Source organism: Bradyrhizobium agreste, assembly GCF_016031625.1.
Lineage (GTDB): Bacteria > Pseudomonadota > Alphaproteobacteria > Rhizobiales > Xanthobacteraceae > Bradyrhizobium > Bradyrhizobium agreste.
In genome coordinates, this window is sequence record NZ_JACCHP010000011.1 from 346,143 (window position 1) to 372,715 (window position 26,573).

Annotated in this window: 22 protein-coding genes and 1 pseudogene; 16 read left to right on the plus strand and 7 right to left on the minus strand. The window is 65.2% G+C overall.

The features are described from left to right. Positions 1 to 32: 32 nt before the first annotated feature. From xylB to HZZ13_RS18615, 6 genes and pseudogenes are all read left to right on the plus strand, one after another. Positions 33 to 1,478: a xylulokinase gene (gene xylB / locus HZZ13_RS18590; protein WP_197960980.1), complete on the plus strand. Its 1,446-nt coding sequence runs from the start codon at positions 33 to 35 to the stop codon at positions 1,476 to 1,478. A gap of 138 nt (positions 1,479 to 1,616) precedes the next feature. Continuing rightward, the gene (locus HZZ13_RS18595; RefSeq protein ID WP_197960981.1) at positions 1,617 to 3,140 is read left to right on the plus strand and encodes a sugar ABC transporter ATP-binding protein; all 1,524 of its coding nucleotides are present in this window, start codon (positions 1,617 to 1,619) and stop codon (positions 3,138 to 3,140) included. Then, positions 3,133 to 4,173, plus strand: a complete 1,041-nt coding sequence (locus tag HZZ13_RS18600) for an ABC transporter permease subunit (protein ID WP_197960982.1) — start codon at positions 3,133 to 3,135, stop codon at positions 4,171 to 4,173. Before HZZ13_RS18595 ends, HZZ13_RS18600 begins: the two co-directional genes overlap by 8 nt. A gap of 101 nt (positions 4,174 to 4,274) precedes the next feature. Then, entirely contained in the window at positions 4,275 to 5,222 is a 948-nt protein-coding gene (locus tag HZZ13_RS18605; protein ID WP_197960983.1) for an ABC transporter substrate-binding protein, read from the plus strand. Between the two features lie 159 nt (positions 5,223 to 5,381). Next, positions 5,382 to 5,849 (plus strand): MarR family winged helix-turn-helix transcriptional regulator, encoded by a 468-nt coding sequence (locus HZZ13_RS18610; RefSeq protein ID WP_197960984.1) that lies wholly within the window; start codon positions 5,382 to 5,384, stop codon positions 5,847 to 5,849. 46 nt (positions 5,850 to 5,895) lie between these two features. Continuing rightward, a pseudogene (locus HZZ13_RS18615) lies at positions 5,896 to 7,560 on the plus strand (FAD-dependent oxidoreductase); the annotation flags it as partial. Here the strand turns inward: HZZ13_RS18615 and HZZ13_RS37790 are convergent. The 3 genes from HZZ13_RS37790 to HZZ13_RS18625 all read right to left on the minus strand — a co-directional run bounded on the left by HZZ13_RS37790 (position 7,458) and on the right by HZZ13_RS18625 (position 11,703). Further along, positions 7,458 to 8,912 carry a glucosamine inositolphosphorylceramide transferase family protein gene (locus tag HZZ13_RS37790; RefSeq protein ID WP_246504462.1) on the minus strand — a complete coding sequence of 485 codons (1,455 nt, stop codon included), beginning with the start codon at positions 8,910 to 8,912 and terminating at the stop codon, positions 7,458 to 7,460. The pseudogene HZZ13_RS18615 and the gene HZZ13_RS37790 overlap by 103 nt on opposite strands. 29 nt (positions 8,913 to 8,941) lie before the next feature. Then, entirely contained in the window at positions 8,942 to 10,117 is a 1,176-nt protein-coding gene (locus HZZ13_RS18620; RefSeq protein ID WP_197960986.1) for a glycosyltransferase family 4 protein, read from the minus strand. 239 nt (positions 10,118 to 10,356) lie between these two features. Further along, positions 10,357 to 11,703 (minus strand): lipopolysaccharide biosynthesis protein, encoded by a 1,347-nt coding sequence (locus HZZ13_RS18625; RefSeq protein ID WP_197960987.1) that lies wholly within the window; start codon positions 11,701 to 11,703, stop codon positions 10,357 to 10,359. Between the two features lie 408 nt (positions 11,704 to 12,111). On the opposite strand from HZZ13_RS18625, the gene HZZ13_RS18630 reads away from it, so the two are divergent. Then, on the plus strand, positions 12,112 to 13,329 hold the full coding sequence (locus HZZ13_RS18630; protein ID WP_197960988.1) for an FAD-dependent oxidoreductase: 1,218 nt from the start codon (positions 12,112 to 12,114) through the stop codon (positions 13,327 to 13,329). A 19-nt stretch (positions 13,330 to 13,348) separates the two neighbouring features. On the opposite strand, the gene HZZ13_RS18635 is transcribed toward HZZ13_RS18630, so the two are convergent. From HZZ13_RS18635 to HZZ13_RS18640, 3 genes are all read right to left on the minus strand, one after another. Then, the gene (locus tag HZZ13_RS18635; RefSeq protein WP_197960989.1) at positions 13,349 to 14,485 is read right to left on the minus strand and encodes a GNAT family N-acetyltransferase; all 1,137 of its coding nucleotides are present in this window, start codon (positions 14,483 to 14,485) and stop codon (positions 13,349 to 13,351) included. 194 nt (positions 14,486 to 14,679) lie between these two features. Continuing rightward, positions 14,680 to 14,802, minus strand: coding sequence for a hypothetical protein (locus HZZ13_RS37215; RefSeq protein WP_283817178.1), 123 nt, complete (start codon positions 14,800 to 14,802; stop codon positions 14,680 to 14,682). Positions 14,803 to 14,889: 87 nt separating this feature from the next. Then, positions 14,890 to 15,126, minus strand: coding sequence for a hypothetical protein (locus tag HZZ13_RS18640; protein WP_246504463.1), 237 nt, complete (start codon positions 15,124 to 15,126; stop codon positions 14,890 to 14,892). Between the two features lie 490 nt (positions 15,127 to 15,616). Between HZZ13_RS18640 and HZZ13_RS18645 the strand changes: the two genes are divergently transcribed. Continuing rightward, positions 15,617 to 16,906: a c-type cytochrome gene (locus HZZ13_RS18645; RefSeq protein WP_246504464.1), complete on the plus strand. Its 1,290-nt coding sequence runs from the start codon at positions 15,617 to 15,619 to the stop codon at positions 16,904 to 16,906. A 31-nt stretch (positions 16,907 to 16,937) separates the two neighbouring features. On the opposite strand, the gene HZZ13_RS18650 is transcribed toward HZZ13_RS18645, so the two are convergent. Then, positions 16,938 to 18,908 (minus strand): 4Fe-4S binding protein, encoded by a 1,971-nt coding sequence (locus HZZ13_RS18650; protein ID WP_197960990.1) that lies wholly within the window; start codon positions 18,906 to 18,908, stop codon positions 16,938 to 16,940. A gap of 157 nt (positions 18,909 to 19,065) precedes the next feature. Here HZZ13_RS18650 and HZZ13_RS18655 point away from each other — a divergent pair, with 157 nt between their 5' ends. From HZZ13_RS18655 to HZZ13_RS18690, 8 genes are all read left to right on the plus strand, one after another. Continuing rightward, a complete protein-coding gene (locus HZZ13_RS18655; protein ID WP_311972656.1) occupies positions 19,066 to 19,806 on the plus strand; it encodes a biotin/lipoate--protein ligase family protein in 741 nt (246 codons plus the stop codon). Then, on the plus strand, positions 19,803 to 20,342 hold the full coding sequence (locus HZZ13_RS18660; protein ID WP_197960991.1) for a DUF6505 family protein: 540 nt from the start codon (positions 19,803 to 19,805) through the stop codon (positions 20,340 to 20,342). The genes HZZ13_RS18655 and HZZ13_RS18660 overlap by 4 nt, the downstream gene beginning before the upstream one ends. After that, complete coding sequence (locus tag HZZ13_RS18665; RefSeq protein ID WP_197960992.1) at positions 20,339 to 21,346, plus strand: DUF6352 family protein; 1,008 nt, start codon at positions 20,339 to 20,341, stop codon at positions 21,344 to 21,346. Before HZZ13_RS18660 ends, HZZ13_RS18665 begins: the two co-directional genes overlap by 4 nt. Beyond that, a complete protein-coding gene (locus tag HZZ13_RS18670) occupies positions 21,343 to 21,858 on the plus strand; it encodes a DUF3305 domain-containing protein (RefSeq protein ID WP_197960993.1) in 516 nt (171 codons plus the stop codon). The genes HZZ13_RS18665 and HZZ13_RS18670 overlap by 4 nt, the downstream gene beginning before the upstream one ends. Beyond that, positions 21,855 to 22,466 (plus strand): DUF3306 domain-containing protein, encoded by a 612-nt coding sequence (locus HZZ13_RS18675; protein WP_197960994.1) that lies wholly within the window; start codon positions 21,855 to 21,857, stop codon positions 22,464 to 22,466. The genes HZZ13_RS18670 and HZZ13_RS18675 overlap by 4 nt, the downstream gene beginning before the upstream one ends. A gap of 129 nt (positions 22,467 to 22,595) precedes the next feature. Continuing rightward, entirely contained in the window at positions 22,596 to 23,375 is a 780-nt protein-coding gene (locus HZZ13_RS18680) for a molecular chaperone TorD family protein (protein ID WP_197960995.1), read from the plus strand. A gap of 29 nt (positions 23,376 to 23,404) precedes the next feature. Further along, positions 23,405 to 23,623 carry a twin-arginine translocation signal domain-containing protein gene (locus HZZ13_RS18685; RefSeq protein ID WP_197960996.1) on the plus strand — a complete coding sequence of 73 codons (219 nt, stop codon included), beginning with the start codon at positions 23,405 to 23,407 and terminating at the stop codon, positions 23,621 to 23,623. 2 nt (positions 23,624 to 23,625) lie between these two features. Then, positions 23,626 to 26,568, plus strand: coding sequence for a formate dehydrogenase subunit alpha (locus HZZ13_RS18690; RefSeq protein WP_197960997.1), 2,943 nt, complete (start codon positions 23,626 to 23,628; stop codon positions 26,566 to 26,568). Positions 26,569 to 26,573 lie beyond the last annotated feature (5 nt).

Below are 26,573 nucleotides of genomic sequence, written 5' to 3' on the forward strand. Positions count from 1 at the left end.
TGGATCGACGCGGCGAAGTGGGGGAAGCAGCCATGTATCTCGGCATCGACCTCGGCACGTCGGCGGTCAAGACGGTTCTCGTCGACGATGCCCAGCGCGTGATCGCAAGCGAGAGCCGGTCGCTCGCGACCGTCTCTCCGCAACCGGGTTATTCCGAGCAGGATCCGGCGCAGTGGATCGATGCGACCTTTGCCACGCTGGATGCCCTCAAGGCGTCGCATGCCGATGCGTTGGCAGCGGTCGAGGGCATCGGGCTGTCCGGCCAGATGCATGGCGCCACGCTGCTGGATGCGAGCTCGAAGCCGCTGCGGCCCTGCATTCTCTGGAACGACGGACGATCGGCCAGCGAGTGCCGTATCCTGGAGCAACGCTGGCCCGCCTTGCGTGCGGTGACGGGCAACAAGGCGATGCCGGGCTTTACCGCGCCAAAACTGCTCTGGATCGCCGCGCACGAGCCCGAGATCTTCGCGGCAGTGAGGCTCGTTCTGCTGCCGAAGGCCTATCTGCGCCTGGTGCTATCGGGCGAGGCCGTCGAGGACGTCTCGGATGCCTCGGGATCCCTGTGGCTCGACGTCGCGCGCCGCGACTGGTCGGACGCAGCGCTGGCAGCGAGCGGTCTGTCACGCGAGCACATGCCGCGCCTGGTCGAGGGATGCGCGCCCGCAACGATATTGCGCAGCGACCTCGCCCGGCGCTGGGGCATGGTCAGGCAGCCGGTGATCGCGGGTGGGGCCGGTGACAATCCCGCGGGCGCCGTCGGCATCGGCGCAATCCGGCCGGGAGCCGCCTTCGTGTCGCTGGGAACCTCGGGTGCGCTGATGGCCCCGACCGACAGGATCGCCGCCAATCCCGACCGCGTCGTGCACACGTTCTGCCACGCCATTCCCGGCATGTGGATTCAGGCCGGCGCGATCCTCTCGGCGGCCTCCTGCCTCGCCTGGCTCGCGCGCCTGTTCGGCGCCACCGAAACCGAGCTGCTGGCAGCGCTTGGAGCGCGGCCGCGGACGCCGTCGCCCGTGAGCTTCCTGCCTTATCTCGCCGGCGAGCGGACGCCGCACGACGACCCCGTCGTGCGCGGCATGCTGGATGGTCTGAGCCATGGCACCGATCGCGCGGCGATCGTGCAGGCGGTGCTCGAAGGCGTTGCCTTCGCGCTTGCCGATTGCCGCGACGCGCTCGCGGACGCCGGCATCGGGATTGCGGAAGCCGACGTGATTGGCGGCGGCTCGCGCTCTGCCTTCTGGCTCGCGGTGCTGGCGAACGTGCTGAGCATTCCGATCCACCGCTTTGCTGGAGGTGAAACCGGCGCCGCGTTCGGTGGGGCAAGATTGGGGCGGCTTGCTGTCACGGGTGAGGCAATCGGCGACGTATGCATGCGGCCGCAGCGCATCGAAACATTCGAGCCCGACGCTGCACTGGTCGATGCCTACGCCGAACGGCTTCCCGCTTGGCGCGAACTGTATCGGCCGCGCCACTAGCTCGCCCAATCTGGTTCGCATACTTCGGTATACTCGCCTTCGGTATTGCCCTGCGTCACCCGCTTTTGTTTAATGACCAAACCGCGTTGCCGAGAAACGAGACGCGGGTGGGAAACGCATTGTGCGCCGGGAGGCACGATGAACGATCCGATCCTCGAGATGCGCGGGGTCTCGAAGACCTTCTTCGGGATCAAGGCGCTGCGGGCCGTCGATCTCACCGTCTATCCCGGCGAAATTCACGCCCTGATGGGTGAGAACGGCGCCGGCAAGTCGACGCTGATGAAGATCCTGTCCGGCGCCTACCGGCCTGATCCGGGCGGCGAGATCCGCATCGAGGGCAAGGCGGTGCGGATCGAAGGCCCGCTCGGCGGCCGCGCGGCGGGCATCTCCATCATCTATCAGGAGCTGTCGCTCGCTCCCAATCTCAGCGTTGCCGAGAACATCTATCTGGGACGGGAGATGTCGCGATCAGGCTTGCTGGCGCGCGGCGCCATGCGCGAGGGCGTCGGCCCGATCCTGAAGCGCCTGGGCGCGGACTTCCTGCCCTCGACGCTGGTGACGCATCTGTCCATGGGCCAGCGGCAACTGGTCGAGATCGCGCGTGCGCTGCACGCCAGATCCAAGATTCTCATCATGGACGAGCCGACCACCTCGTTGTCGGCCGCCGAAAGCGAGCGGCTGTTCGCGCTGATCCGCCAGCTTCGCGCCGAGGGGCTTGCCATCATCTACATCTCGCATCGCATGGACGAGGTCTATGCGCTCGGCGATCGCGTCACCGTGCTGCGCGACGGCCGCCTGGTCGGCTCGCTCGACAAGCCCGAGATCCGCGCCGATACCATCGTTCGGTTGATGGTCGGTCGCGACGTCTCCTCGTTCTACAAGAAGGACCATGATCCGGAGGCGGGGCGAGGGCACCCCGTGCTCGCGGCGATCGACATGGCCGATGGTGGGCGCGTCAAGGGCTGCTCGCTCACCGTGCATGCGGGTGAGGTGGTCGGCCTCGCCGGCCTGATCGGCGCCGGTCGCACCGAGCTTGCGCATCTCATCATCGGTGCGTCGCCGAAAACCTCCGGCCGGCTCGAGCTGGAGGGACGTCCGGTCGAGATCCGCACGCCGGGCGAGGCGCTCGAAGCCGGCATCGCCTATCTGACGGAAGACAGGAAGGCGCTCGGCCTGTTTCTCGACATGTCGTGTCTGGACAACATCAACCTCGCCGTGCTCGGCCGTGATGCGAAGCTCGGCTGGTTTCTGGATCGCGACAAGGCACGCGAGCGCGCCGACCGCGCCTTTGCGGGCCTCAGCATCCGCGCCGCCAATGTCGGCGTTCCCGCCGGCGGGTTGTCAGGCGGCAACCAGCAGAAGGTGCTGCTGTCACGGCTACTCGCCATCGCACCGAAGGTCCTGATTCTCGACGAGCCGACGCGCGGAGTCGATGTCGGTGCCAAGTCGGAAATCTATTCGATCATCGACAACCTCGCCAAGGCCGGCACCGCGATCCTCGTCATCTCGTCCGATTTGCCCGAGATCATCGGCATCTGCGACCGCGTCATCGTGATGCGTGCCGGACACATCGCCGGCGAGGTCAGCCGCGGCCCCAATTCGCCGCTGGCGCAGGAAGATATCATGGGGCTTGCCACGGGGATGGAGCATCTCGATGCCTGACAATAGTGCTGTGGGGGTAAAGCCGGCATCGACGACGACCAACGGCGCTGCCGCGGAAACAAGGCGCCAGCGGATGAGGATGCTGATCAGCGCGCTGGGCATGTTGCCGGTGCTGCTGATCCTCTGCATCGGCTTCAACGTGCTGTCCGAAGGCCGCTTCTTCACCGGGCAAAATCTCGGCATCGTTTTGCAGCAGGCCGCTGTGAACACCGTGCTCGCCGCTGGCATGACCTTCGTCATCCTCACCGGCGGCATCGACCTGTCGGTCGGCTCGATCCTGGCGGCCTCCGCGATGGCGGGTTTGACGCTCTCCAAGGTGCCGGAGCTCGGAATGCTGTGGCTGCCGGCTGCGCTGCTCACCGGCCTCGGCTTCGGCATCGTCAACGGTGCGCTGATTGCGCTGCTTCGCCTGCCTCCTTTCATCGTCACGCTCGGCTCGCTCACCGCGGTGCGCGGACTGGCGCGGCTGCTCGGGGCCGACACCACCGTGTTCAATCCCTCCATTCCCTACGCTTTCATCGGCAACGGTTCGCTGACGCTCGTTCCCGGCGTCGCATCGATCCCGTGGCTCTCGGTGATCGCCTTGCTCGTCATTCTCGTCTCCTGGCTGGTGCTGCGCCGGACCGTGCTCGGAGTGCATATCTATGCAGTGGGCGGAAACGAGAGCGCAGCGCGGCTTGCCGGCATCAAGGTCTGGGCCGTCCTGATCTTCGTTTACGGCATCTCCGGACTTTTCGCCGGGCTTGGCGGCGCCATGCAGGCGGCGCGGCTCTATGCGGCCAACGGCCTCCAGCTCGGCCAGTCCTATGAGCTCGATGCGATCACCGCCGTGATCCTCGGCGGCACCTCGTTCGTCGGCGGCATCGGCTCGATCTGGGGCACGTTGGTCGGCGCGCTGATCATCGCCGTGCTGTCCAACGGCCTCATCCTGATCGGGGTCTCCGACATCTGGCAATATGTGATCAAGGGCCTCGTCATCATCGGCGCCGTGGCGCTGGACCGCTACCGGCTGCAAGGCTCCGCGCGAACTTGAGAGGCCTGGCGCACAGCGGTGTGCGCATGGCTCGAGACGAGATTCCGTTGCGGCAACTGGTCTGCCGCGCCGGGGACGAAGACAGACCAGGGAGGAAGTCCATGTTGAAGACCATCATGCTCGCCGGCGCCGCCATGGCGCTTGCCCTGACCACCGCACCATCCTTCGCCAAGGAGCTCAAGTCGATCGGCGTCTCGCTGGGATCGATGGGCAACCCGTTCTTCGTCGCGCTGTCGAAGGGCGCCGAGTTCGAGGCCAAGAAGACCAATCCCAACGTGAAGATCACGACCGTCGGTTTCGAATACGACCTCGGCAAGCAGGTCACGCAGATCGACAATTTCATCGCCGCCGGCGTCGACCTGATCCTGCTCAATCCCGGCGACCCCAAGGCAATCGGGCCGGCCATCAAGAAGGCGCAAGCCGCAGGCATCGTCGTCGTCGCGGTCGACACCGCGGCCGAGGGCGCCGATGCCACCGTGACCACCAACAACGTGCAGGCCGGCGAGATCTCCTGCCAGTACATCGTCGACAAATTGGGCGGCAAGGGCGACGTCATCATCGAGAACGGGCCGCAGGTCTCCGCCGTGATCGACCGTGTGGTCGGCTGCAAGAACGTGCTCGCGAAGAATCCCGGCATCAAGGTGTTGTCGAGCGACCAGGACGGCAAGGGCTCGCGCGAGGGCGGCCTCACCGTCGCGCAGGGCTATCTGACCCGCTTCCCCAAGATCGACGCCATCTTCGCCATCAACGATCCGCAGGCGATCGGCACCGACCTTGCGGCGCGCCAGCAGAACCGGAGCGGCATGATCATCACCGCCGTCGACGGCGCGCCCGATATCGAGGCGGCGCTGAAAGATCCGCAGTCGCCGCAGATCCAGGCGTCCGCGTCGCAGGACCCGTTCTTCATGGCGCGGCGGGCCGTGCAGGTCGGCGTCGGCATTCTCAATGGCCAGAAACCGGCTTCGACCGTCGAGTTGCTGCCGTCCAAGCTCGTGACCAGGGACAACGTCGCCGAGTACAAGGGCTGGACCTCGGATCGCTCCCAGTAGGGCATCGTCCGCTGCTGGTGGCGTTCGAAGCATGAGAGTTGACGGGCGGCGGTTCGATCGCGCCGCCCGCGCTGGCACCCCCGTGCTGATCGGTAGTACGCACCCACGCCTGTGTTAGCTTTCCACGATGTCGATCGCTCGATTCGGAAAGCAGATCCGGTGAAATCCAGGACGTCAGGCACGGCGTGGCGGCATGCCAATATCGGCCGCCTGCTCAATAACGCGGTGCGGCGCTTCGAAGGCCGCGTGCTCGAATTGATGAGCGAGCGGGGCCACGACGAGACGCGCATCGCCCATGTCAGCCTCACGCGCAATCTCGACGTGGAGGGGACGCGGCTCACCGAGCTCGCCCGACGCGCCTCGATGAGCAAGCAGGCGATGGGCGAGCTGGTCGATCAATGCGCCGAGCTCGGCCTCGTCGATCGCATCGCCGATCCGACCGACCGGCGCGCGCGCATCGTCATGTTCACGCCAGCCGGACGCAAATGGCTCGATGCGTTCCGCGATGCCGTCGACATCGCGGAGCGGGAGATGCGCGCCGAGCTCGGCAAGGCGACGATGGATGCCATCCTGAAGGGGCTTGCGGCGTATGGCGCGGAGTTCGACACGCTCGACGATCCCAATTAGTCAGGCAACTTGACGAAATAGTCAGGCAACCTTACCATGCAAGATGATGCCGGTAGGGAGAAGCGTCTTGGAACCTCGTCTTACGGCCGCGGTGCTCATCGTGGGCGGGGGCCCGTGCGGGCTGATGCTGGCCAACGAGCTCGGCCGCCGCGGCGTGTCCGCGATCCTGGTCGATGAAAAGCCGGGCACTGCATTCAATCCGCAAGCCAATGCGACGCAGGCGCGCTCGATGGAGCATTATCGACGGCTGGGTTTCGCCGACGAGATCAGGCGCGAAGGGCTGCCACCGGACTTCCCGACCGATGTTGCATATTTCACGCGCTATGCCGGATACGAGCTGGCGCGGTTCGCGCTGCCGTCATCGTCGCGCGCCGGCGAGCTGATTAAGGGCATGTCGGGCTCCTGGAGCGCGGCGGAGCTGCCGCATCGGGTCTCGCAGAAATATGTCGAGGCAGTGCTGCGCTGCCACGCCGAACGGCTCCCGGGAATCGAGCTCAACTACGGTCACCGGCTGATCGGCTACATCGAAAGCAATGACGGTATCGTCGGCGAAATCGAACGTCTCGACGATGGCAGCCGCTTCTGGGTCCGCGCCGACTTCCTGGTCGGGGCGGATGGGCCGCGCTCGACGGTCCGGCAATCGCTCGGGATTGTTTACGGCGGCGAGACTGGGACGCAGCGCGATTTCATGGGCGGCCGCATGCTGGCGGTGTATCTCCGCTCGCCCGATTTCTACGCGCGCGTCCCCCACGCCAAGGCGTGGATGTACAATTGCTTCAACGGCGATCGCCGCGCCTTCATGGCCTCGGTGAACGGCCGTGATGAATTTGCGTTCCACACGCAGTTGCGCCCGGGCGAGGATGAAAGCGCGATCACGATCACCGAGGCTAAAGCCGCGTTCCAGCGCGCGTGCGGTGCGCCGATCGATTGCGACGTCCTGTCCTTCCTGACCTGGACCGCCGGTCACGCGCTGGTCGCGAACGGGATGCAGCGGGGCAGGATCTTCCTCGGCGGCGACGCGGCGCATCTGTTCACGCCGACCGGCGGGCTCGGCTACAACACCGCGATCGAGGATGCGGTCAATCTCGGCTGGAAGCTCGCAAGTGTCATCAAGGGCGTGAGCCCGAAGTCACTGCTCGACAGCTACGAGGTCGAGCGGCGTCCGGTGGCGCTCCGCAACACCGATTATGCGCGGCGCTTCGCCGATTCGCTCGGCCTGTTCGCGCCGGCCCCGGAGATCGAGGATGCGACGGAGGCCGGCCAGGACGCGCGGCGGATCGCGGGTGCCTATCTCGATCGGCACGCCCGTGCGGAGTTCAACATCCCCGGCGTCACCTTCGGCGGGCGCTACGACGGCTCGCCGATCATCGTCTCCGACGGCAGTGAGCCGCCGCCGGATGCTGCCAACGTCTATGTTCCCACCGCCTGTCCCGGCGGACGCGCGCCGCATGCGTGGCTGGAGAACGGCATGTCCCTGTACGACCTGTTCGGATTCGAATGGACGTTGCTTCAGTTCGGGGACGTCATGTCGGCGTCCTTCGCCGAGACCATCCGCGCGATCGGGGCCGATGTGAAGCTCGTCACGCTGCCCGGATCGTTGCGCGATCTCTACGAAGCGGATCTCGCCCTGATCCGTCCCGACCAGATCGTAGCCTGGCGCGGCAACGCATCGCAGGCCGCCACGATCGCACGGGTGCTCGGCCGCGCGCTCTGCTTGAATGCCGTCGGCGACAGTTCGACCACTTCCGCCAGGGCAAGCGCTGCGCCGTATCCGTCGGAGCAATCCTGGACCGGTCGCCACAGCTTGTCATTGAGCGTGACGAAGTTTCCTGCCGGCCGCGCGCTGGCGCGGTCGATCAAGACGGGATTGCTGGCGTGGGGCAACCAGGGGCCCAAGAGGCGATCGGCGTAATAGATCGCCAGCGAATCCGAATAACCACCCGCTCCGTCGCGCCAGGCGCCAAACAGATAATACAGGCCGTTGTGGCGCGTGATCGTGACGTCGGACAGCTCGAGGCCGGACAGGAGCGTCGCGTATCGCTCCCATCTGTCCGGAAACCGAACGCACTTGTAGAGGGCGACGTCCCCGCGGGTCGAGCTCTCGGGGATCATCCAGAGCTCACCTTCGTCCGCGATCACGAACGGATAGGAGAGATGACAGGGCTCCTCCAGCACCGGCATCACTGCGCCGACCGGCCCCGCGTCGCCGAACTCGATTGCCGAAATGATGCCTTTTCCAATGCGGTGATCGAGATCCTCGAAGAAGACGAATGTCCGTCCCTGCCACGTGACGGGAAAGGGATCGGCGTAGAAGTGGTTTCCAGGATCTCTCAGAACGTTCCAGCCTGGACCTGACAGGTCTCCGGTCTGCCAGACGCCCGCGCCGTCGTTGAAGCGCCATCCGATATGCCAATGCGGAGCATAGCAGCAGAGGCGATAGATCTCCTTGGCGATCGATACGGCAAGGCCGCGCGCAACGTAGCCGACGGGTCCGCGGCGCGGGACACTTGCAGCGGGGCGCGGCAGTTGCGGCACGATGCGCGGCCTTCCCGACAGGATCGCCGCCAGCATGGTCAGGGTCCGCGCCATGACCGTTTCGAGCGCGCCGCTGAGGCCCGCGGCAACCTCACCGGACGGACGGCCGCGGTCGAGGACCGAACCATCGATCTCATTGACGATCTCGATCACAGGCAGGTCGCCGGCGAGGATGGCGGCGAGCGCGGCATTTTCGCCTGCGACGCCATTGAACAGCGGCCGGAGATACAGCCGGGCAGGGCTCGCCGGATCGCGCGGGGCACTCGTAAAATCGACGATCACGTCGGCCGTGCCGACGCTGGCCCGTGCTGGTTCGGAGCCGATCGTCAGCCTGTCGGCGCCGCTCTGCTTGCCCTTGTGCAACACCATGCGTTCGAGCTCGAACAGGGCATCGAGACCCGCCGGCCGCGGCTCGGCCGTTGCCGTCCATGCAACCTGCACCGGCACGTCGCGGCCGTCGACCGACAGCGTCCTGCGGTCCATCCAGCGCCGCGCGTAGTCACGTTCACAGCGAAACTCGATGATCATGTCGAGCCAATCTGTTCCGACGTATCAGGTCAAACGACCCGGTCGAGAATTCGGACGTATTCCTCAACCATCGCATCTACCGAATAGCGCAGCCGCAAGCCTTTGGCGTTTTGTCGCAGTTCGTCACGTAATTGCTCGTCGGTCAGCAGCCTTGAGACCGCCGCTGAGAGCTTCGCATGATCGGATGCATCGACGAAGAGTGCAGTCGGCCTGCCTTCGTAGGACAACACTTCGCGCAGGACGGGAAGATCGGTCACGACGGAGGGAATACCGGCGTTGGCGGCCTCGACCGCGGCCAGACCGAAGGTCTCGGCCTGGGTCGGAAAGACGAACACGTCGAGACAGGCGAGGAAGTCCGCCATCCGGCCGGGAGGAATCTCCCCCAGCAGATGCAGGCGGTCCGAGACGTTCAGATCGTGCGCCAGCTGCCTCAGCCGGGCCTCGTCGGCTCCCTGGCCGGCAAGCGCAAGATGCCAGGACGGTTGATCCGGCAGCAGACGTATCGCCAGATCGAGTCGCTTGTGCGGATGCAGCCGAGCCGCGCAGCCGAGCAGGGCGCGGTCCGCCGGCAGATTGAATTGTCGTCGTGCAGCCTCCTTCGACAGGGTGAGGGCCTTGTCATCGAAGCCGTGCGGCACATGCACCATACGCGAGCGGTAGGCCGCGGGGTAGCGCGAATATTCGCGCTCCATGTCCCGCGAGTTGAGCGTGATGCAGTCGAAGAAACCGAGGCTGCCCATGGCGATGTCGGCGGTGCGGACCGGCCAGCTCATCGACAGCGCGGATGAAACCTGATTTGCGACGACGGGTGCACGGCTGACGAGGCGCGTGACGCCGGCGCCGATGACGTTGCCGAAATGCTGGAAGGTCAGGACGGCGTCGGGCCTGGTGGTGATGATGTGGCGGCCGAGCGTCCACAGCATCCCCAGCAGCGCCAGCGGACTGCCCGGCCGGCTCGGCGCGCAGTAGAGCGTATCGGGCGGCTCATCGAAGGAGTCGGATTTGCGGAAGAAGAACAGGTTGGTGACGCGGTAACCGCGCGCGGTCAGCCCGGCGCCAAGCAGCCGTGAGATCTCCTGTGCACCGGCGTTCTCGGCCTGGGTTTGCGCAAGAAGCACGTGCCGCTTCGGCCCGGCGGCATTCGTCCGCGCCGGTGCCGTCGCGCTCGTCTCGCCCAAGTCCTTGTTCGGCTGATAATGGAGCACGGATCCCGACCCGCTAAAGAAAGGAAATCTTCACCTTCTTAACTTCCGTACCTATCATGCGGGCGTCTCGCGGACACCGACTTGCAACAAACGGAGTTAATGCGAGGCTATGGCGAACACGTCGTTCACGCAGCATTTCCGCTGGTTCCCGGCTGGCGCACAACGGCCGCGTTAACCAAGCGGTCCTGCGCGCGGCCAGAGCCGCAATTGCCGATGATCTGAGCGGCGCGTGACGACGCCTAGTCACGTGATTCCGCGCTGTGAACGGCGTAGCTGCCACGCCTCAATGCGGGGAAGCGCAAGAGCACGAGTACGGAAGGATCCAACCCGCTTCGCCGGCGACAGAGGACGTTGAGGGCAATGGTCGCGAGCGCGAGCGACACCGTCGCGGAAATCGCCGCGCCCAGCACGCCGAGGAAGGGGATCAGGACAAGAAATCCGACGAGCCGCAGCGCGACGTTGGCGGCGACAACCGGCACATAGATTCGTTCATGGCCGGTCAGCTGCAGGATCGCAGCAGACGGGCCGCCCGCCGCCTGGATGGCGGTTCCGATGGCGAGCACGATCAGGACCGAATGCTGCTCGGCGAAATGAGGTCCGAACAGGTTGAGGAGATAGGGGCCGCCGATCCAGATCGTGGCGAGACCGGCGGCGACGCAGAGCGCAGTCACTTCCGCCATCAAGCGCGAGGTCCGCTCGAACTCACCGTGGTTCTTGCTGAAATACAGCGACGGGAGCCGGCGCGCCCCGAACGTGTAAAGCGCCGCGGACACCATGGCGAGAATGTTGGCGAGGCGCGAGGCGGCAAAGTAGATTCCTGCGGTCGTCGGATCCAGCATCCAGTAGACCAGAACGACGTCGAAATACTGGTTGGCGACTTCGAGGATCGATGCGAGCCAGAAGTGCAGGGCACTCGACCGCCAGCGTGACGTCTCCGAGCGCGCCGGCGTACTGCGCAGATCCGGCAGCACGCGCGTGATCGATACGATCTGCGCAACAAGGCCAACCGACATGGCAATCGTCATCGCCGCGAAGAGCTCGGCCGGATCGAGTTGGCGATGGGCGAGCAGCATCACAAGCAGGAACAGGACGACGATGGCCCGCCAAAGGAACTCGCGGTTTCCTTCGCCCATGAGAATGCTGACCAGCGAGCGCGCGATCTGGCTGCCGAGCATCAATCCGGCATTGACGGCCGTGTAGGCCGACACCGCAAGGATCAGCACCCACCAGTCGCCTCTCATGCTCGCGGCGATGCCGATCCCGCCGATCACGATCAGCATTGCGCTTGACGCGATCTTCAAGCTCGATTGGAGCACGCCTTTGGTGAGGTCCGGCCTTTCGCCGACCTGATATTCGTTCAGGAATCGCACCAGCAGGGATTCCTGGCCGACCAGCCCCAGGACGGCCGCGATCTGCGCGACCGACAGCCAGGTCGCAAAGATGCCGAAGCCGTCAGGCGACATCGTCCGCGCCGCCAGCGAGAACAACGCGAACGCGAGCACGCCGCTGCCGACCTTGAGCAGGATGGTCCCGGCAACACCGCGCGTGACGTCGCGCCGCATGAACTGGAGAATGGATGCGATCATGGAAGGGTTAAGGGGGCTGCGCTCCCCTGACGAGACATGTTCCGATACCGGCGACAATCTAGCATGTCGAGAAATCTCGAGTGTTAATGGACGAGTGGGGGATTTCGGCGGTCGCGGCGATGCCGGCTGCGTCGTTCTGGAACATCGCTGTCTCCATTGTCCAAGCTCTGCAATTTCCAACTCGCGCGACTGACGACATAGCGCCGCATCGACGACCGAGAAGGCGAGATCTGGTGCTCGCGCGCAGAATGGATTTCGGGCAGCAAGACGCGTGCCGCTCCGAGGCGGCAAACTCGGGCGTGCGGTCATTAACCTCAATCTCAGGAAATGTTCGCACCCGGCCCTACGATGCGACATCAGGCGAGGGATTTGCACTGCAGACCTCGTTAACCGTGGGAGCCGGTAGCCATGACGAGAACCGTGACCGAGCCAGCTGATGGAGGCAAGAGCGCAACCATCGACTCGGATGTCGCCATTGTCGGCGGCGGCCTTGCGGGGTCGCTTGCGGCGGCCATGCTGGCACGGGCAGGACATCGCGTCGCTCTCGTCGACAAACGGGCGGTCCATCCGGACGAGTTCCGGGTCGAAAAGATAGGCGGCCATCAGCTGGAATTGGTCCGCAAACTCGGCTTCCTCGACGCACTCGAAGATGTCGCGTGCCGATATGATCGAGTGCTCAACATCCGTGAGGGCAAGGTGGTCGACGTCAGCGTCGGCCGGGCTTACGGATTTCCCTATGCCGATCTCGTCGCCATGGCGCGTCGCCAGATTGGCGATCCCACCAGCCTGATCGTCGACGAGGTCATAGCGATCGGCAACTGCGACGACGTCCAACATCTCGAGCTGGCCTCCGGACGGCGTGTGACTGCCCGCCTCGTCGTTCTGGCCACGGGCATGGCGGGGGGCCTGGGCTACAAGCTCGGCATCAGGCGGCGGGTGCTGGCCGAGCGCCATTCGGTATCGTTCGGCTTCACGATCGCTCGCAAGGATGGCACCGCGTTCGATTTCGAAGCGCTGACCTGTTACGGCGAACGCACGGCGGATGGCATCGACTATCTCAGCCTGTTTCCGGTCCGCGCCGGAATGCGTGCCAATCTCTTCATGTTCCGCGATCCGACCGATCCGATCATGCGCGAGTTGCGCCGCGAGCCGGAGGCGACAGTCTTGCGCCTGCTGCCGGGATTGCGGAGCTATCTCGGCGATTTCCGTGTGACCGACCGGGTCCAGAACTGGGTGATGGATCTGACCATCGTCGAGGGGCATCTGCAGCCCGGAATCGTGCTCATCGGCGATGCGTTCCAGACCAATTGTCCCGCCGCCGGAACGGGTGTCGCCCGTCTTCTGGTGGACGTCGATCGCCTCTGCACCGAATATGTGCCGCAATGGCTCATGACGGCAGGCATGGGCCTGGACAAGATCTCGCAGTTCTATGCCGATCGCGACAAGATCGCGGCGGATCAGCAGTCGCTGAAGATGGCACGTTTTCGCCAAGCGCTGACCTCGCGCAACGATATCGGCTGGGACGTGCGGCGACGGTTGCACTTCCTGCGGCGCAGTCTTGCACACCGCGTCGATCAAATGCATCCGGGCTGGCTTGGGCGTGTCCGCGGCGCGTTGCGCGCTTGAACTCTGCGGCCCCCGCCGGTCAGCGCGTGGGCGTCGCGGTGTGGGCGGGCTGAACCTTCAGATCCGAGAGCCGCTTGGCCGCCAGCTTGAGCCAGGGCGCCTGCTTCAGCCCGAAGAGCGCGATGGCGCCTACGGCGCTGCCGGCCTGCGTGACCTCCCACACCGGCGAAGGCTGTGCGCCGAACGATTTCTTGTATGGCTCGTCGCCGATGGTGAAGTCGAGCATCTGATCTCCGCGCGCGATACAATCCCGCGCCACCTGTTCGAACATCAGCGCGCCGATGGACTGGCTCTTGTAGCCGGCGATGTCGAAGGCGCTCATGATGATGAGGAAGCTGCCGCGGTGGCACAATCCGAGCACGGCGGCGATCACTTCGCCGTCCATTTTCATGGCATAGAGGCGGACGAAGGAGCTGAGGCCTCGAACGGCGACGTCGGAATAGAAGCCGTAATATTCGGGGCGCTGCAGCAGGTCTCCGTCGCCCTGAGCGTGAAAGCGCGGGCCGCGAAACTTTCTCATCACGTCCATCGCCTCGCGCACGGCGGCGCTGTCGCCGCAGCATGAGAAGCTCAGCGCGCCTTTCTTCTGCAGCTGACGATACTTCTTGGCGAGCTCCTTCTGGTAGGAGCGATCCATCGCACTGGCCCGCCATTGCTCGTAGGGCGCGACCAGAACCGTGGCGTAGGCATTGGTGTTCATCGAGACGCGGCGGGACGTGGCCAGGAGGTCTTCAATCGGAAGCCGTCCGTCGGGCAGCTTGGCCATTCGGAGTAGATCGAAGGGGCGGACAAGGCGGCGAATCTGCGCGCATGCAGCCGCATCATCGAGCAATCGTGAGAACACGTCCGGGCTGCAAACCGGCGCCAGATAGTCGGAAACGCGCAGGTCGGCGAATTCGACCGTTCGTATCGGACCGCGCCGGATCCGAAGCAGGGGCAGCACCATTGCAAGAGTGCGAGTGTCGCGGTAGCGCACGACGACGACCAGAGCTGTTGCACCCGCTTCGGGCGCGAGCCTGGTGTAGAGGCTATGCAACCAGATCGGATGCTGGAACGCAGTGGCTGCCGAACGATCGAACAGCTCTGCATATTCCGGAGACAGAAAGTCGAACGACGGCTCGATGGCGATGTCGAACGTGTTGCTGAGCTTGTTCATGAGCAATCAAGAAAACCGGGTCATTCGCGAGCGTCGCTCGAGCCGTAGCTGCGCTTATACCAAGGCCGTTACAGGTCGGACACCGCCGCCGCGCGATTTGCGCCAATGCGTTCAACCATGCTCGGATGGTTACCAAATTCTTAAACGCCTGAGGCGGAAATGGCGCGTGGAGCGCGAGCGCCAGTGAGGGCCTCTCAGAGGCGAACCCCGGTGGTCGCAAACGCGTGCGCGGCGGGCTCCTGCACGCGATCGAGGATCACCATCCCGGCAAGCGCGATCACCACGGCCGCGACGCAGCCTAGCAAAAAAGCCTTCATCCTCAGCCTCCCTCGATTTGACCACGCCATCTATACGACAGGGCTTGCGGCGAGCAAGCTCGTCGACGGCGTCGAAGCATCCGCCTCCTATGGGCTCTTGAACACGGGATCGGCGGAAAACGCATCGCCCATCAGGCCAAGGGACCGAAGCTCGGCGCTGTTGGAATCGATTTCAAGGATTGCGAGCAGCAGCGCGAGCACGGCGGCGACGAGGATGAGGACAGGCGAGGCTTCTCGCGCGGCGGGATCCTGCAGGCCATCACTGGCACGAAGAACGCGCAGCCGTGCAATCATCCGGAGGATTGGCCCCGTTCGCCCCTGCATGCCGTCTTCCTTGACGTGAGCAGTCAGAATCTAGTGTCCGGGTCATTGGCGTTCAAGGCGGAGGATGTCGCGGTTGGGCTGTTGCGCTGCACGGTTCGGAACGGAAAGAGCCTGTGCAAGTTTCTTGCAGATTAGTGAGCGCATCGGAGACCTTGCGTGAAGCTCCAGAGAACGATTTTGTGCTTCGCAGCACTTTGCTTTGTTGGGAGCGCCTTGGCCCAGCCCGCGCAAACCAACTCCTCGCCGACGCAAACCCCTCCTGAAGAGAAGGGCCGAGCACAGCCGCAAGGTTGGACGGGCCCGATCAATACGGGCTCGGGTGGTGCGCCGGCCGAAAGTCCCCAGGGCCAGAGTCCGCCAGGAATGCAGGCCGCTCCCGAGGGATCCTCCAAGACCACGACGGCACCGCCCAAGTAGACCGGTCCTGGATATATTTCCGTTGCCTGTTCTGGCAATCTCGAGAGCCTGAATGTCAGCAGGGCGGCCAGGAATGAACAGATCACCTTTATGGACGAAGGTGGCCGCAGCGCTGTGGGCCATCTTTGCCGCATCGTCCGTGCAGGCCGACATGGTCGGACACGGCGGCCCGATACGGGCTCTTGCCATTTCGCCCGATGGGGACAGCCTTCTCTCCGGCAGCTTTGACACGAGGGTCATCCGCTGGTCGCTCAAGACGGAGACCGCCGAGCAAGTGCTGCGGTATCATGCTGATGGCGTCAATGCCGTCGTCTTTCTGAAGGACGGCCGCATGATCACGGCCGGTGCCGATGCACGCGTTGCGGTGTGGACGGCGAGCCGGCCGGAGCCGGACCGGGTGCTGGAGGGACATGTCGCACCCATCGCGGCACTTGCGGTGTCGCCCGATGGGACGCTTCTCGCATCGGCATCATGGGACCGAACGGTGCGGCTCTGGTCGCTGTCGGAGGGCACGTCCCGCGTGCTCGAAGGGCATACGCAGAACGTCAACGGCGTCGCTTTCCTGCCGGACGGCAGGCTCGTCAGCGTCGGCTACGATCTCGCGCTGCGCATCTGGCGTCTGCCGGATGGCCAGCCTGACATCGTGACGTTGCCGGCGCCGCTGAACGCGGTGGCTGTCGCGCCGGATGGCGAAATCGTCACAGGCGCGGTCGACGGCAGGCTGCGCATGCTGACAACGGACGGCAAGGTCAGCGGCGAGCTCGCGGCCAGTCCGACACCGGTGGTGGCCTTGGCCATGTCGGCGGACGGCGCCCTGATCGCCGCGGCCGGGATCGGCGGCACCGTGGCGATCATCGATCGCAAGTCGCGCAACCTGCTGCGCACGCTGGTTGGGCCCGGGCTGCCGGTGTGGGCGGTCGCCTTCCTTGCCGATCGCGAGACACTGATGACGGGTGGTGCTGACGGCAGGATCAGGCGCTGGAATGCCCGCACCGGCGATCCCATCGGTTCAAGCCTGATCGGCACACCGGCCGACCCGCTTGCTGCCTACGCCGGCGATCATGGCGCCGACGTGTTTCGGGCGTGTGTTGCCTGCCACACGCTCTCGGACAAGGAGGTTCAGCGTGCCGGTCCCACGCTGGCGGGACTCTACGGCCGCAAGATCGCTTCGCTGCCGGGATATCGCTTCTCCGATGCGCTGAAGACGATGGACATCGTCTGGACGCCGGAAACCGTCGCACGATTGTTCGAAATCGGGCCGAATGCCTACACCCCCGGCACGAAGATGCCGGAGCAGCGCATCGGCTCGGCCGAGGACCGACGCGCGCTCACCGAGTTTCTGGCCCGCGCGACGTCGCGATGATTGTCCGGCCTTGCGACGATGTCCGCTTCGTCTAGTCCTTGTCGTTGCGTTCGCGGAGATAATCATCCGTCGTTCGCGGCGGCGTTCGTTCCGGAACGCCCTTGAACGGATCGAATTGCTGTTCGCTCATGACCATGACGCGGCAGTCTGCGCACATCCTGAGCGCCTCGATCCGCTTGTCGCCGGCCGGGTACATCCAGTGCCGGCCTTCGAGCTTGGCCGCGATGCGGTCGATCGTGCTCTTGACGCCGAAGGGCGTGCCGCAGCGGATGCAGAGGGCAGGCTCCTCTTCCTTGATGACGGCGGCGGGCGCGCGCGCCGCGCGGAAATCGATTTGCGGCTTGAGCCTGATGACCTTTTCGGGACAGGTGCTCTGGCACAGGCCGCACTGCACGCAGGCGTCCTCGATGAATTTCAGCACCGGCCGCTCGGGGTCGTCGCGCAGTGCGCCGGTCGGGCAGGCCGAGACGCAGGAGAGGCACAGCGTGCAGCCGTCGGTGTCGACATTGATTGCGCCGACAGGCGCACCTTGCGGCAGCGCGATCACGTCGACCGGCTGCGGCGCCAGCCGATGCAACTCGCTGAGCGCGAATCGCAACAGATCGCGCCGCTTGCCGACGGTCTTGAAGGTCGCGGGCGTCGCGATCGCGGCGAGCGCGCCGATATCAGTCAAGTGCTGGCCGAGCGCGTCCGGATCGTCGGTTTCGATGGTGGCGAGGCGACGGCCCGCAAATCCAAGGCCGCCGAGGATCGCCTCAGCCATCGCGATCGTCTGCGTCAATCCGGTCACGTCGTGGCGCGGCTTGCCACGGAGCAGGAAGCGCACGGCGGAGACGCCATAGGCGAAGGCGCCGACGATCGCCTCCAGCCCCACCTGCGTGAGTTCGTTGACCGCAAAGGGAAGCACGTTCGCCGGCAGGCCGTCGCCATGCCGCGCGAGGGCCTCGATCAGAGGCGTACCGTGCGGGCTGTCATGAAAGAGCAGCACAGCTTCCGCGCCGCCGGCCTCGCGATAGGCGAGCAGCATGGCGCGAAGTCTCTGGAGCTGCGTATCGGCGGGCGGCAACGTGTAGGAGACCGCGCCGGTCGGGCAGGCCGCCGCGCATTGGCCGCAGCCCGCGCAGATGTTCGGATCGATGGCGACATGATCGCCGACGGGCGTGATCGCCCCGGTCGGGCAAAGATCGAGGCAGCGATGGCAGCCCGTCCGCTTCGAGCGGGAATGGGCGCAGAGCGCGGGGGCAACCTCGACATATCTAGGCTTGTCGAAGCTGCCGACGAGATCGCGTGCGGTCAGCACGGCGCGCAGCACGGCGGCGGGATCTTTCGGGTCGGCCCGGAGATAGCCGTCGCGCAGGTCGTGGGCGGGAAACAGCGGCGGGCCGCCGGAAAGATCGAGCACGATATCGCAGCGCGAGGTGACGCCGCTTCGCGGCGTGTCGAGCACGAAACGATCGCGCGAGGAGGGGCGGGGACGCGCATAATCGTCGATTGCAAGCTCGAACGCGCCGAAATGTCCCTTGGCGGAGCGGATCGTGCCCTGCACGATCGGGAACACCGTTGCCGCCGGCGGCACCGTGTCTTCAAGCTGCTTCAGCATCACCGTGACGTCGAGGTGATCGGCAAGCAGGCGGCCGGCCTCGATCGCGGCCTCATCACGCCCGTAGATCAGGATGACGCCCTCGCTCGACAAGGTGACGAGCGGATAGTCCGGGGCGGGGATGGAGGCGGATGCGAGCAGGGCCGCCATTTTCGGCCCCGCGCGTGCGCCGTCGCGCGACCAGCCGGCCGTCTCGCGGATATTGACGAAGCTGATCGCCTCAGGCCGCTCGCCGGCCTCGTCCGAAAACTGCGCTGCCTGCTGCGTGCAGGCGACCGTCAACTCGCCTTCTGTCGCGGCCATCTTGCGGAAATGATCGAGCTCCGCCCCGCAGAGGTGGTGAAAGCTCTTGAGCTCGCTGTTCGGGCATCCGCGCCGGATCGCAGCCACGTCAAGGCGCATCGTGTCTTCGCACGAGCAGATCAGGACGGTCTTCGACGGCTGCTCCAGGTTAAACCCTCCGCCATTCGGATGCCGACGATGGACTCGCGCCGGCCCTTTGCCTCGTATAGACATTATCCATCGGGAAGAAAAGGAAAGCGGAGGACGGTCGATCCCAGTGAGCCATGTTTCCGCGGCGGAACCGATCCACCTGCCGCCGCCGTTCACATTGGTGCGATTGCGCGAGGGCGGCGACGCTTTTGCCCATGCATGCCGCATCGCACCGGAGAGCGGTGCCGGAACGCTCGTCTATGTCGGCCGCTTCGACCTCGCCGAGTTCGCGGTGGTGCTCGAGCCGGCCGAGCCGTTGCGCAGCGCGCGGCGCGCGTTCTACGCAGGCATGGTCGCGCTCACGGATGCGCTTCGCGCCTATGCGCCGCCGAGCAAGCCGATCACGATCGGCTGGCCGGATGCGGTCAGGATCGACGGGGGGCTGGTCGGCGGCGGACGGTTGGGTTGGCTTTCCGGAGCTGACGAGGACGCGCCGCCGCCCTGGCTGGTCTTCGGCGCGATGATACGGACGGTTGCCATGAACGATGACGATCCAGGCGTCCATCCGCTGGCCTCGGCGCTCGACCAAGAGGGCTTTGGCGAGGCGGGCGCGGCGCAAATCACGGAGAGCTTCGCGCGGCATCTGATGCTGGCGCTGGACGGCTGGCGGGTCGACGGCTTTGACAGTGTCGCGCGCGACTATCTCACGCGAATGCCGCGTGAAAGGCAGAAGGTGCAGCGCATCGATGATTGCGGCGACCTCCTGACGCGCCGCATCGGGACGGAAAGGATCGAACGGAGCGATCTCGTCCGGGCGCTCGCGGCGCCGTCCTGGCTCGATCCGGCCCTCGGAGGACCGCGCCTGTGAAGCTCCTTCGCACGATCGCGCTCGATCCGTCCGACACCTTCGTGTTCGACGTGGCGGCGGAGCCGGGCGAATGGGCCGTCTCCGGCGCTTTCCGCTTCTGGGATTGCGATGGCGCGAAGCTCGAGGGCAAGGCGCGCGCGGCGTTTCGCGGTGGTTTCCTCGGGGTGCAATCCTGGGGCTGGTCGACGCTCGTGCAGATCGTTCCGGCGACCGCGGACGATTACCACGGTCTGGTCGATCTCCTGGCGAGGCAACTCGTCGATCGCCTCGGCGCGCCGGATTTGGCGGCAGCGAAAGCGGCCGCCGAAGAGGAGGTCGCTTTCGCCCAGTCGCTCTGCAGCCATCCCATCAGCTCGCTTATTGCAGTGCACCGCACTTCCAGCGACGGTGAGGTCCGCGAGTCGTTCCGCCGGCTGCAGCTCCGGGAAGGGCAGGGCCATAGCAAGGCGTTCTCGTTCATGGAGATGGAGGATGACGTCCAGCCGGACGGCGATCTCAGGCTTGCGGATCTGGGCCGGGAGCCGACCGTCAGATGAACGATTTCTGGATCGCCTGTGGTCATCATCTGCTCGATCGCGACGAGGGCGGCGGGCTGCGTGTCACGGACGAATTTCTCAAAGCCTATTTTGCCCGTCCCGAGTTGATGCCGCCGGACGAGGCGTGCCCGGTCGAACGCCGGCTGCACCGCGAATTGCTCGCCCACCCGCGCCAGACGGTCAGCGCCGGCGAGATCGCCGGGATCGTCGATGCGGATGCCCGGGAGAATTGGCAGTTCGTGCTGGCGTTTCGCGATCTGCTGCTGCGGTATCCGACGCTCGAAGCCGCCTATCTCGCCTGGGTGCGCTCAGGGGCGAACGATCTGCCGCCGCTGTTCGTCAACCAGCTCGTGCACGTCATCCTGCGCAACGCGCTCGATGGCTGCGACGACCCCTTCGTGCTGCGTGCGGCCGAATTGTTCTTCCGGACCCAGCACATCCTTCCCCACGAGCACGCTTTGTTGCTCGGAGACGAGGAGGTCGTCGGCGGCCGGAGCCCGACCCCGGTGCTCTCGCTGATGTCGATGCTGGGCGTCACCACCGATGCGGTGGTGGAGGTGTTGGGCGAGGAGAATGCCGAGGCGTATTGGCACCGGAGCGACCAGTTCGACATCGCCCTCGACCTAACCGCGGACGGCCGCGGACCTCTAGCGCTGGCGCAGGTGATGACGCGCTGGGTCTCCCATCTGCTCGGCATCGACGTCGTGATCGAGCCGCTACGGGCGCTGCGCGAGGCCAAGCTGACCTGGTATGTCGGGCTCGATGCCGATGCCACGAGGCTCGGCGACCGTTTGTGGCACGGCGAAGAGCTCGGCGAGCGCGAGGCCGATCGCGTGCTCGCGCTGTTCCGGCTGACGTTTGCGGATGCCAGCTGTGCCCTCGACGATGTCGGGGATGAGCCGGTCTACCTGATCCTGTCGATGACGGCGGACCAGAAGCTCCGGATGAAGCCACAGAACCTGCTGACCGGGCTGCCGGTGAAGCGCCTGGAGATGGCGACATGAGCCCCGCGGCAGTGCCGTCCCTCTCGATTGCCGTCGGCGTCGTGGTCGAGCGGCGCAAGGCCGATTCGCCTTGGGTCGATTTCATCTGGCGCGGAATTGCCGTCCTGCCGGACGAGCCGTCGACGCAAGCCTGGACCGTGCTTCGCGAGCAGGACGGCACGACCCTGTTCTATGCCGGAAGCGCGACCATCGATCTCTATCCGTCGGAGACGGCGCGCTATCGCGACAATCTCGCCTCCGGCCGTCCGAGCATCTGGACCGTGCTATCGCCCTCGGAAGGCGCCTGGCCCTATGCCGTCACCGCGGTGACCGCCGACCCCGCCGAGGGCGAAGGCTTTACTGAAGCCGCCGACAATCTCGTCGAGTCCGTTCCGATGCCGGAGGTGCTGCGCGAAGCGATTGAAAGCTTCGTGGCCGAGCACCATGTCGAGCGGGAATTCGTCAAGCGCGAACGGCGCCGCGCCGACCCGGAGGCGCTGGCACGGCGCGAACATGAAGGCGGACAGGAATGAGTGAGGAGGAGTTCCTTGCACGTTGGTCCCGCCGCAAGCAGCAATCGCGAGCGGAGCCGGCGAAGCCTGCTCCGGCGCAGCCGACGGCGCCGTCCGAGACCAAAGAGGACGAGACGGAGTTCGATCTGTCGAGTCTGCCGTCGATCGACGAGATCAATGCTGCCACCGACATCACGGCCTTCCTCGGCAAGGGGATTCCTCGCGAGTTGAGCCGTGCGGCCCTTCGTCGCGCTTGGGCGACCGATCCCGCGATTCGCGACTTTGTCGGGCTTGCGGAGAATGCATGGGACTTCAACGATCCGACGGCGATGCCGGGCTTTGGCCCGCTGGATTGCTCCTTGGAGGAGCTGGCCGCACTGGTCGATCGCATTGTCGGGGGCGTGCGGGAGGCGGCCCAGTCGCTCGCCGAGGCCTCGATCGAAAGGGCGGATTCCCCGGCGGAATCGCATCAAGCCGATGTGCCGGCGGTTGCTAATATCGTTGAGCCGCCGGAAGAGACGGAGCACCAGGCAATCGCTGCTGCAGTGCAACCGATAGTGGGTGAAAGACCTGCGGATTTTGCGGAGCCCGTGAGGTCCCGCACGCATGGTGGTGCACTGCCGCGCTGAACCACGACCAAAGGCTATAGGTATAGGCTATGGCAGGCAATTGACCGTCGCTGGAACCGGGATTACGCTACCTACTGCTTTGTAACAAAAGCGATAATCAAGCAGACGGGACTTGGATGGGAGGTCCACGTGCGTGATGACGGGCTTGATCGCGCGATCGATGCTGCGGGCGGCATCGCTCAGCTTGCACGCAAAATAGGCATAAGCCAGCCTTCCGTGTCGAATTGGACCCGCGTGCCTGCACAACGGGTAGTTGCAGTTGAAACGGCGACCGGCGTCTCGCGGAACGATCTGCGGCCCGATCTTTACGGCGAGCAAGCCGGCTCTGGCGAGCTCGTCGATCCCATCGATGCGGCGCGCGCGCGGGAATACGCCTTGCTCGCGGTGCTGCTGTCTGCACCTCCGTCGAAGCGCCTGCTCGATCAGCTCGCCGCGCTCCGCGATGACGCGACGCCGCTCGGGCGCGCGCATGCGGCGCTCGCCGAGGCCGCCTCGAGCGCCGTCGCAGCGAAAGTCGAGCGGGAGTATTTCGATCTGTTCGTCGGGCTCGGCCGCGGCGAATTGCTGCCCTATGCTTCCTACTATCTCACGGGCTTCCTCAACGAACGGCCGTTGTCGCGCCTGCGCGGCGACCTGGCGACGCTCGGCATCGAGCAGGTTACCAACAATTCCGAACCCGAGGATCACGCCGCCATCCTGTGCGAAATCATGTCGGGCTTCGCCGACGGCCGCTTCGATGCCTCCCACGAGGCACAGCGCGCCTTCTTCGAAAAGCATGTTTCCCCTTGGATGGGGCGGCTGTTCGCCGACATGGAGGGCGCGAGGGATGCCGGTTTCTATCGCGCAGTCGGCGCGCTCGGCCGCACCTTCATCGAAATCGAGACGGAAGCATTCACATTCGCCAGCTGACCGAGGCGCCTCGGTCCGGGAGAGATGCGATGAGTGACGAGACGAAAGCAAAGGTCGGACGCCGCGATTTCCTTCGCAAGGTGGGGATCGGCACGGTCGGCGCGGGCGCGACGCTCGCGACGCCCTTGGTCGGGTCCGCAGAGGCGGACAGCGAAACCAACGATGAGAAGCGCAAGGCGCGCTACCAGGAATCCGACCACGTCAAGGCGTTTTACCGCGTCAATCGTTATCCGGCCAAGGGAGGCTGACCGTGCTGATCAAGCGAACACACCAGCATTCCCCGCGCCAGGGCTCCGTTGTCGAGTCCCTTGCGGGACAGGCCAGCGGTCTCGACCGCCGCAGCTTCCTGCGCAAATCCGGTGTTGCCGGCGGCGCGCTTGCTGCGCTTGGCACCATGCCGCTCGGCAGCGTGCGTAAGGCGGAAGCCGCAATGGCTGGTCCGCTCACCGCAGGCGCGACCATCCGTAAGAGCATCTGCACGCATTGCGCCGTTGGCTGCACGGTGACGGCCGAGGTCTTGAACGGCGTATGGATCGGCCAGGAGCCCAGCTGGGATTCGCCGATCAATCGAGGCTCGCATTGCGCCAAGGGCGCTTCGGTGCGCGAACTCGTGCACAGCGAGCGGCGGCTGCGCTATCCGATGAAGCTCGTGGGCGGGCAGTGGACACGCGTGTCTTGGGACACCGCGATCAACGAGATCGGAGACAAGCTTCAGGCCGTACGCGAGAAGTCGGGCCCCGATTCCGTCTATTGGCTCGGCTCGGCCAAGATGACCAACGAAGGCGCCTACCTATTCCGCAAGCTCGGTGCGTTCTGGGGGACCAACAACACCGATCACCAGGCTCGCATCTGCCATTCGACTACCGTCACCGGCGTCGCCAATACCTGGGGCTACGGTGCGATGACCAACAGCTACAATGATATCCGCAATGCGAAGACGCAGGTCGTCTTGGGCGGCAATCCAGCCGAGGCGCATCCGGTATCGCTGCAACATCTGCTCGAGGGCAAGGAGCTGCAAAAGGCCAACTTCGTCGTCATCGACCCGCGCCTGACGCGCACGGCCGCGCATGCGACCGAATACGTGCGGATGCGGCCGGGCACCGACATCCCGGTGCTCTATGGCATGATGTGGCACATTCTCCAGAATGGCTGGGAGGACAAGGAGTTCATCCGCCAACGCGTCTACGGTTTCGACGACATCAAGAAAGAGGTTGAGAAGTGGCCTCCGGAAGAGGTCGAGCGCGTCACTGGCATTCCGGGCGAGCAGCTCAAGCGCGTCGCCAAAATGTTCGCCACCGAGAAGCCGGCAACCCTCATCTGGGCCATGGGCCAGACCCAGAAGACCGTCGGCACCGCCAATGTGCGGGCGAGCTGCATCGCGCTGCTGATGACCGGCAATGTCGGTAAGGCCGGCGCTGGCGCCAACATCTTCCGCGGCCACGACAACGTGCAGGGTGCGACCGATGTCGGGCTCGATATCGTCACGCTGCCGTTCTACTACGGCCTCGCCGAAGGCGCCTGGAAGCATTGGTCGCGGGTCTGGGAGGTCGACTACGACTTCCTGAAGTCGCGCTTCGACTCCAAGCAGATCATGGAAACTCCCGGCATTCCGCTGACCCGCTGGTTCGAGGCGGTGACGCTGCCGAAGGATCAGGTCGCGCAGAAGGACAATGTGAAGGCGGTGTTCGTGCAGGGACACGCCTCCAACAGCATCACCCGCATTCCCGAGTCCCTCAATGGCCTGAAGGCGCTCGAGCTGCTCGTCATTGCCGACCCGCACCCGACGACCTGGGCCTCGCTCGCCGTCGAGGCGGGCCGCAAGGATGGCGTCTACATTCTGCCGGTCGCCACGCAATTCGAATGCAAGGGGTCGCGCGTCGCCTCCAACCGCTCGCTGCAATGGGGCGAGCAGATCGTGAAGCCAATCTTCGAATCGAAGGATGATCTCGAGGTCATCTACCTGATGGCGAAGAAGCTCGGCTTCGCCGACCAGATGTTCAAGAAAATCAAGGTCGAGAACAATCTTCCCGAGGCGGAGGATGTGCTGCGCGAGATGAACCGCGGCAGCTGGTCGACCGGGTATTGCGGGCAATCGCCCGAGCGCCTCAAGGCGCACATGAAGAACCAGGCCAAATTCGATATGCTGACGATGCGGGCGCCGAAGGACGATCCCGAGGTCGGAGGCGACTATTACGGTCTGCCCTGGCCGTGCTGGGGGTCACCGGAGGTCAAGCATCCCGGCACGCCGCTGCTCTACAACACCAATCTGCACGTGATGGACGGCGGCGGCACGTTCCGGCCGCGGTTCGGCATCGAACGCGAGGAGAAGCTGCCGGACGGCACGAGCCGGAAGGTGAGCCTGCTTGCGGACGGCTCGTACTCGCTGGGGTCGGGAATTCAGGACGGCTACCCAGAGTTCACACTGGCGAGCCTGAAGAAGCTCGGCTGGGACAGCGAGCTCACCGAAGCGGAAATGGCCGTCATCAACAAGATCAATCCGGCCAATCCGGACGCTGTGTCGTGGGCGCTGGACCTGTCGGGAGGCATCCAGCGCGTGGCGCTGGCGCATGGCTGCGTTCCCTACGGCAATGGCAAGGCGCGCATGAATGCCTTCGGCTTGCCCGATCCGATTCCCGTCCACCGCGAGCCGATCTACACGCCGCGCGTCGACCTCGTCGCCAAATATCCGACGCTGCCCGACGCCAAGCAGTTCCGGATGCCGAATATCGGGTTTTCCGTGCAGAAGGCGGCGGTGGAGAAGGGTATTGCAAAACAGTTCCCACTCATCCTGTCGTCCGGCCGTCTGGTCGAATATGAGGGCGGCGGCGAGGAGACCCGAACCAACCCGTGGCTTGCCGAATTGCAGCAGGACATGTTCATCGAGATCAATCCTGCCGACGCCGCCGAGCGCGGTGTCAAGGACGGTGGCTGGGTCTGGGTCACTGGTGCCGAGAATAATTCCAGGGCGAGGATGAAAGCGCTCGTCACCGAGCGCGTGGGCAAGGGCGTTGCCTGGATGCCATTCCACTTCGGCGGCTGGTTCGCGGGCAAGGATCTTCGCGGCAATTACCCGAAGGGCACCGACCCGATCGTGCTCGGCGAAAGCGCCAACACGATCACGACCTACGGATACGACCCCGCGACGGGCATGCAGGAGCCCAAGGTCACTCTCTGCCAAATCGCGGCGGCTTAGGAGTA

What these genes read in the sequence shown, in the direction of transcription:
- xylB (WP_197960980.1), top strand. Translation starts at nt 33, where the DNA reads ATGTATCTCGGCATCGACCTCGGCACGTCGGCGGTCAAGACGGTTCTC.
- HZZ13_RS18595 (WP_197960981.1), top strand. Translation starts at nt 1,617, where the DNA reads ATGAACGATCCGATCCTCGAGATGCGCGGGGTCTCGAAGACCTTCTTC.
- HZZ13_RS18600 (WP_197960982.1), top strand. Translation starts at nt 3,133, where the DNA reads ATGCCTGACAATAGTGCTGTGGGGGTAAAGCCGGCATCGACGACGACC.
- HZZ13_RS18605 (WP_197960983.1), top strand. Translation starts at nt 4,275, where the DNA reads ATGTTGAAGACCATCATGCTCGCCGGCGCCGCCATGGCGCTTGCCCTG.
- HZZ13_RS37790 (WP_246504462.1), bottom strand. Translation starts at nt 8,912, where the DNA reads ATGATCATCGAGTTTCGCTGTGAACGTGACTACGCGCGGCGCTGGATG.
- HZZ13_RS18625 (WP_197960987.1), bottom strand. Translation starts at nt 11,703, where the DNA reads ATGATCGCATCCATTCTCCAGTTCATGCGGCGCGACGTCACGCGCGGT.
- HZZ13_RS18630 (WP_197960988.1), top strand. Translation starts at nt 12,112, where the DNA reads ATGACGAGAACCGTGACCGAGCCAGCTGATGGAGGCAAGAGCGCAACC.
- HZZ13_RS18635 (WP_197960989.1), bottom strand. Translation starts at nt 14,485, where the DNA reads ATGAACAAGCTCAGCAACACGTTCGACATCGCCATCGAGCCGTCGTTC.
- HZZ13_RS37215 (WP_283817178.1), bottom strand. Translation starts at nt 14,802, where the DNA reads ATGAAGGCTTTTTTGCTAGGCTGCGTCGCGGCCGTGGTGATCGCGCTT.
- HZZ13_RS18640 (WP_246504463.1), bottom strand. Translation starts at nt 15,126, where the DNA reads ATGCAGGGGCGAACGGGGCCAATCCTCCGGATGATTGCACGGCTGCGC.
- HZZ13_RS18645 (WP_246504464.1), top strand. Translation starts at nt 15,617, where the DNA reads ATGAACAGATCACCTTTATGGACGAAGGTGGCCGCAGCGCTGTGGGCC.
- HZZ13_RS18650 (WP_197960990.1), bottom strand. Translation starts at nt 18,908, where the DNA reads ATGCGCCTTGACGTGGCTGCGATCCGGCGCGGATGCCCGAACAGCGAG.
- HZZ13_RS18665 (WP_197960992.1), top strand. Translation starts at nt 20,339, where the DNA reads ATGAACGATTTCTGGATCGCCTGTGGTCATCATCTGCTCGATCGCGAC.
- HZZ13_RS18670 (WP_197960993.1), top strand. Translation starts at nt 21,343, where the DNA reads ATGAGCCCCGCGGCAGTGCCGTCCCTCTCGATTGCCGTCGGCGTCGTG.
- HZZ13_RS18675 (WP_197960994.1), top strand. Translation starts at nt 21,855, where the DNA reads ATGAGTGAGGAGGAGTTCCTTGCACGTTGGTCCCGCCGCAAGCAGCAA.
- HZZ13_RS18685 (WP_197960996.1), top strand. Translation starts at nt 23,405, where the DNA reads ATGAGTGACGAGACGAAAGCAAAGGTCGGACGCCGCGATTTCCTTCGC.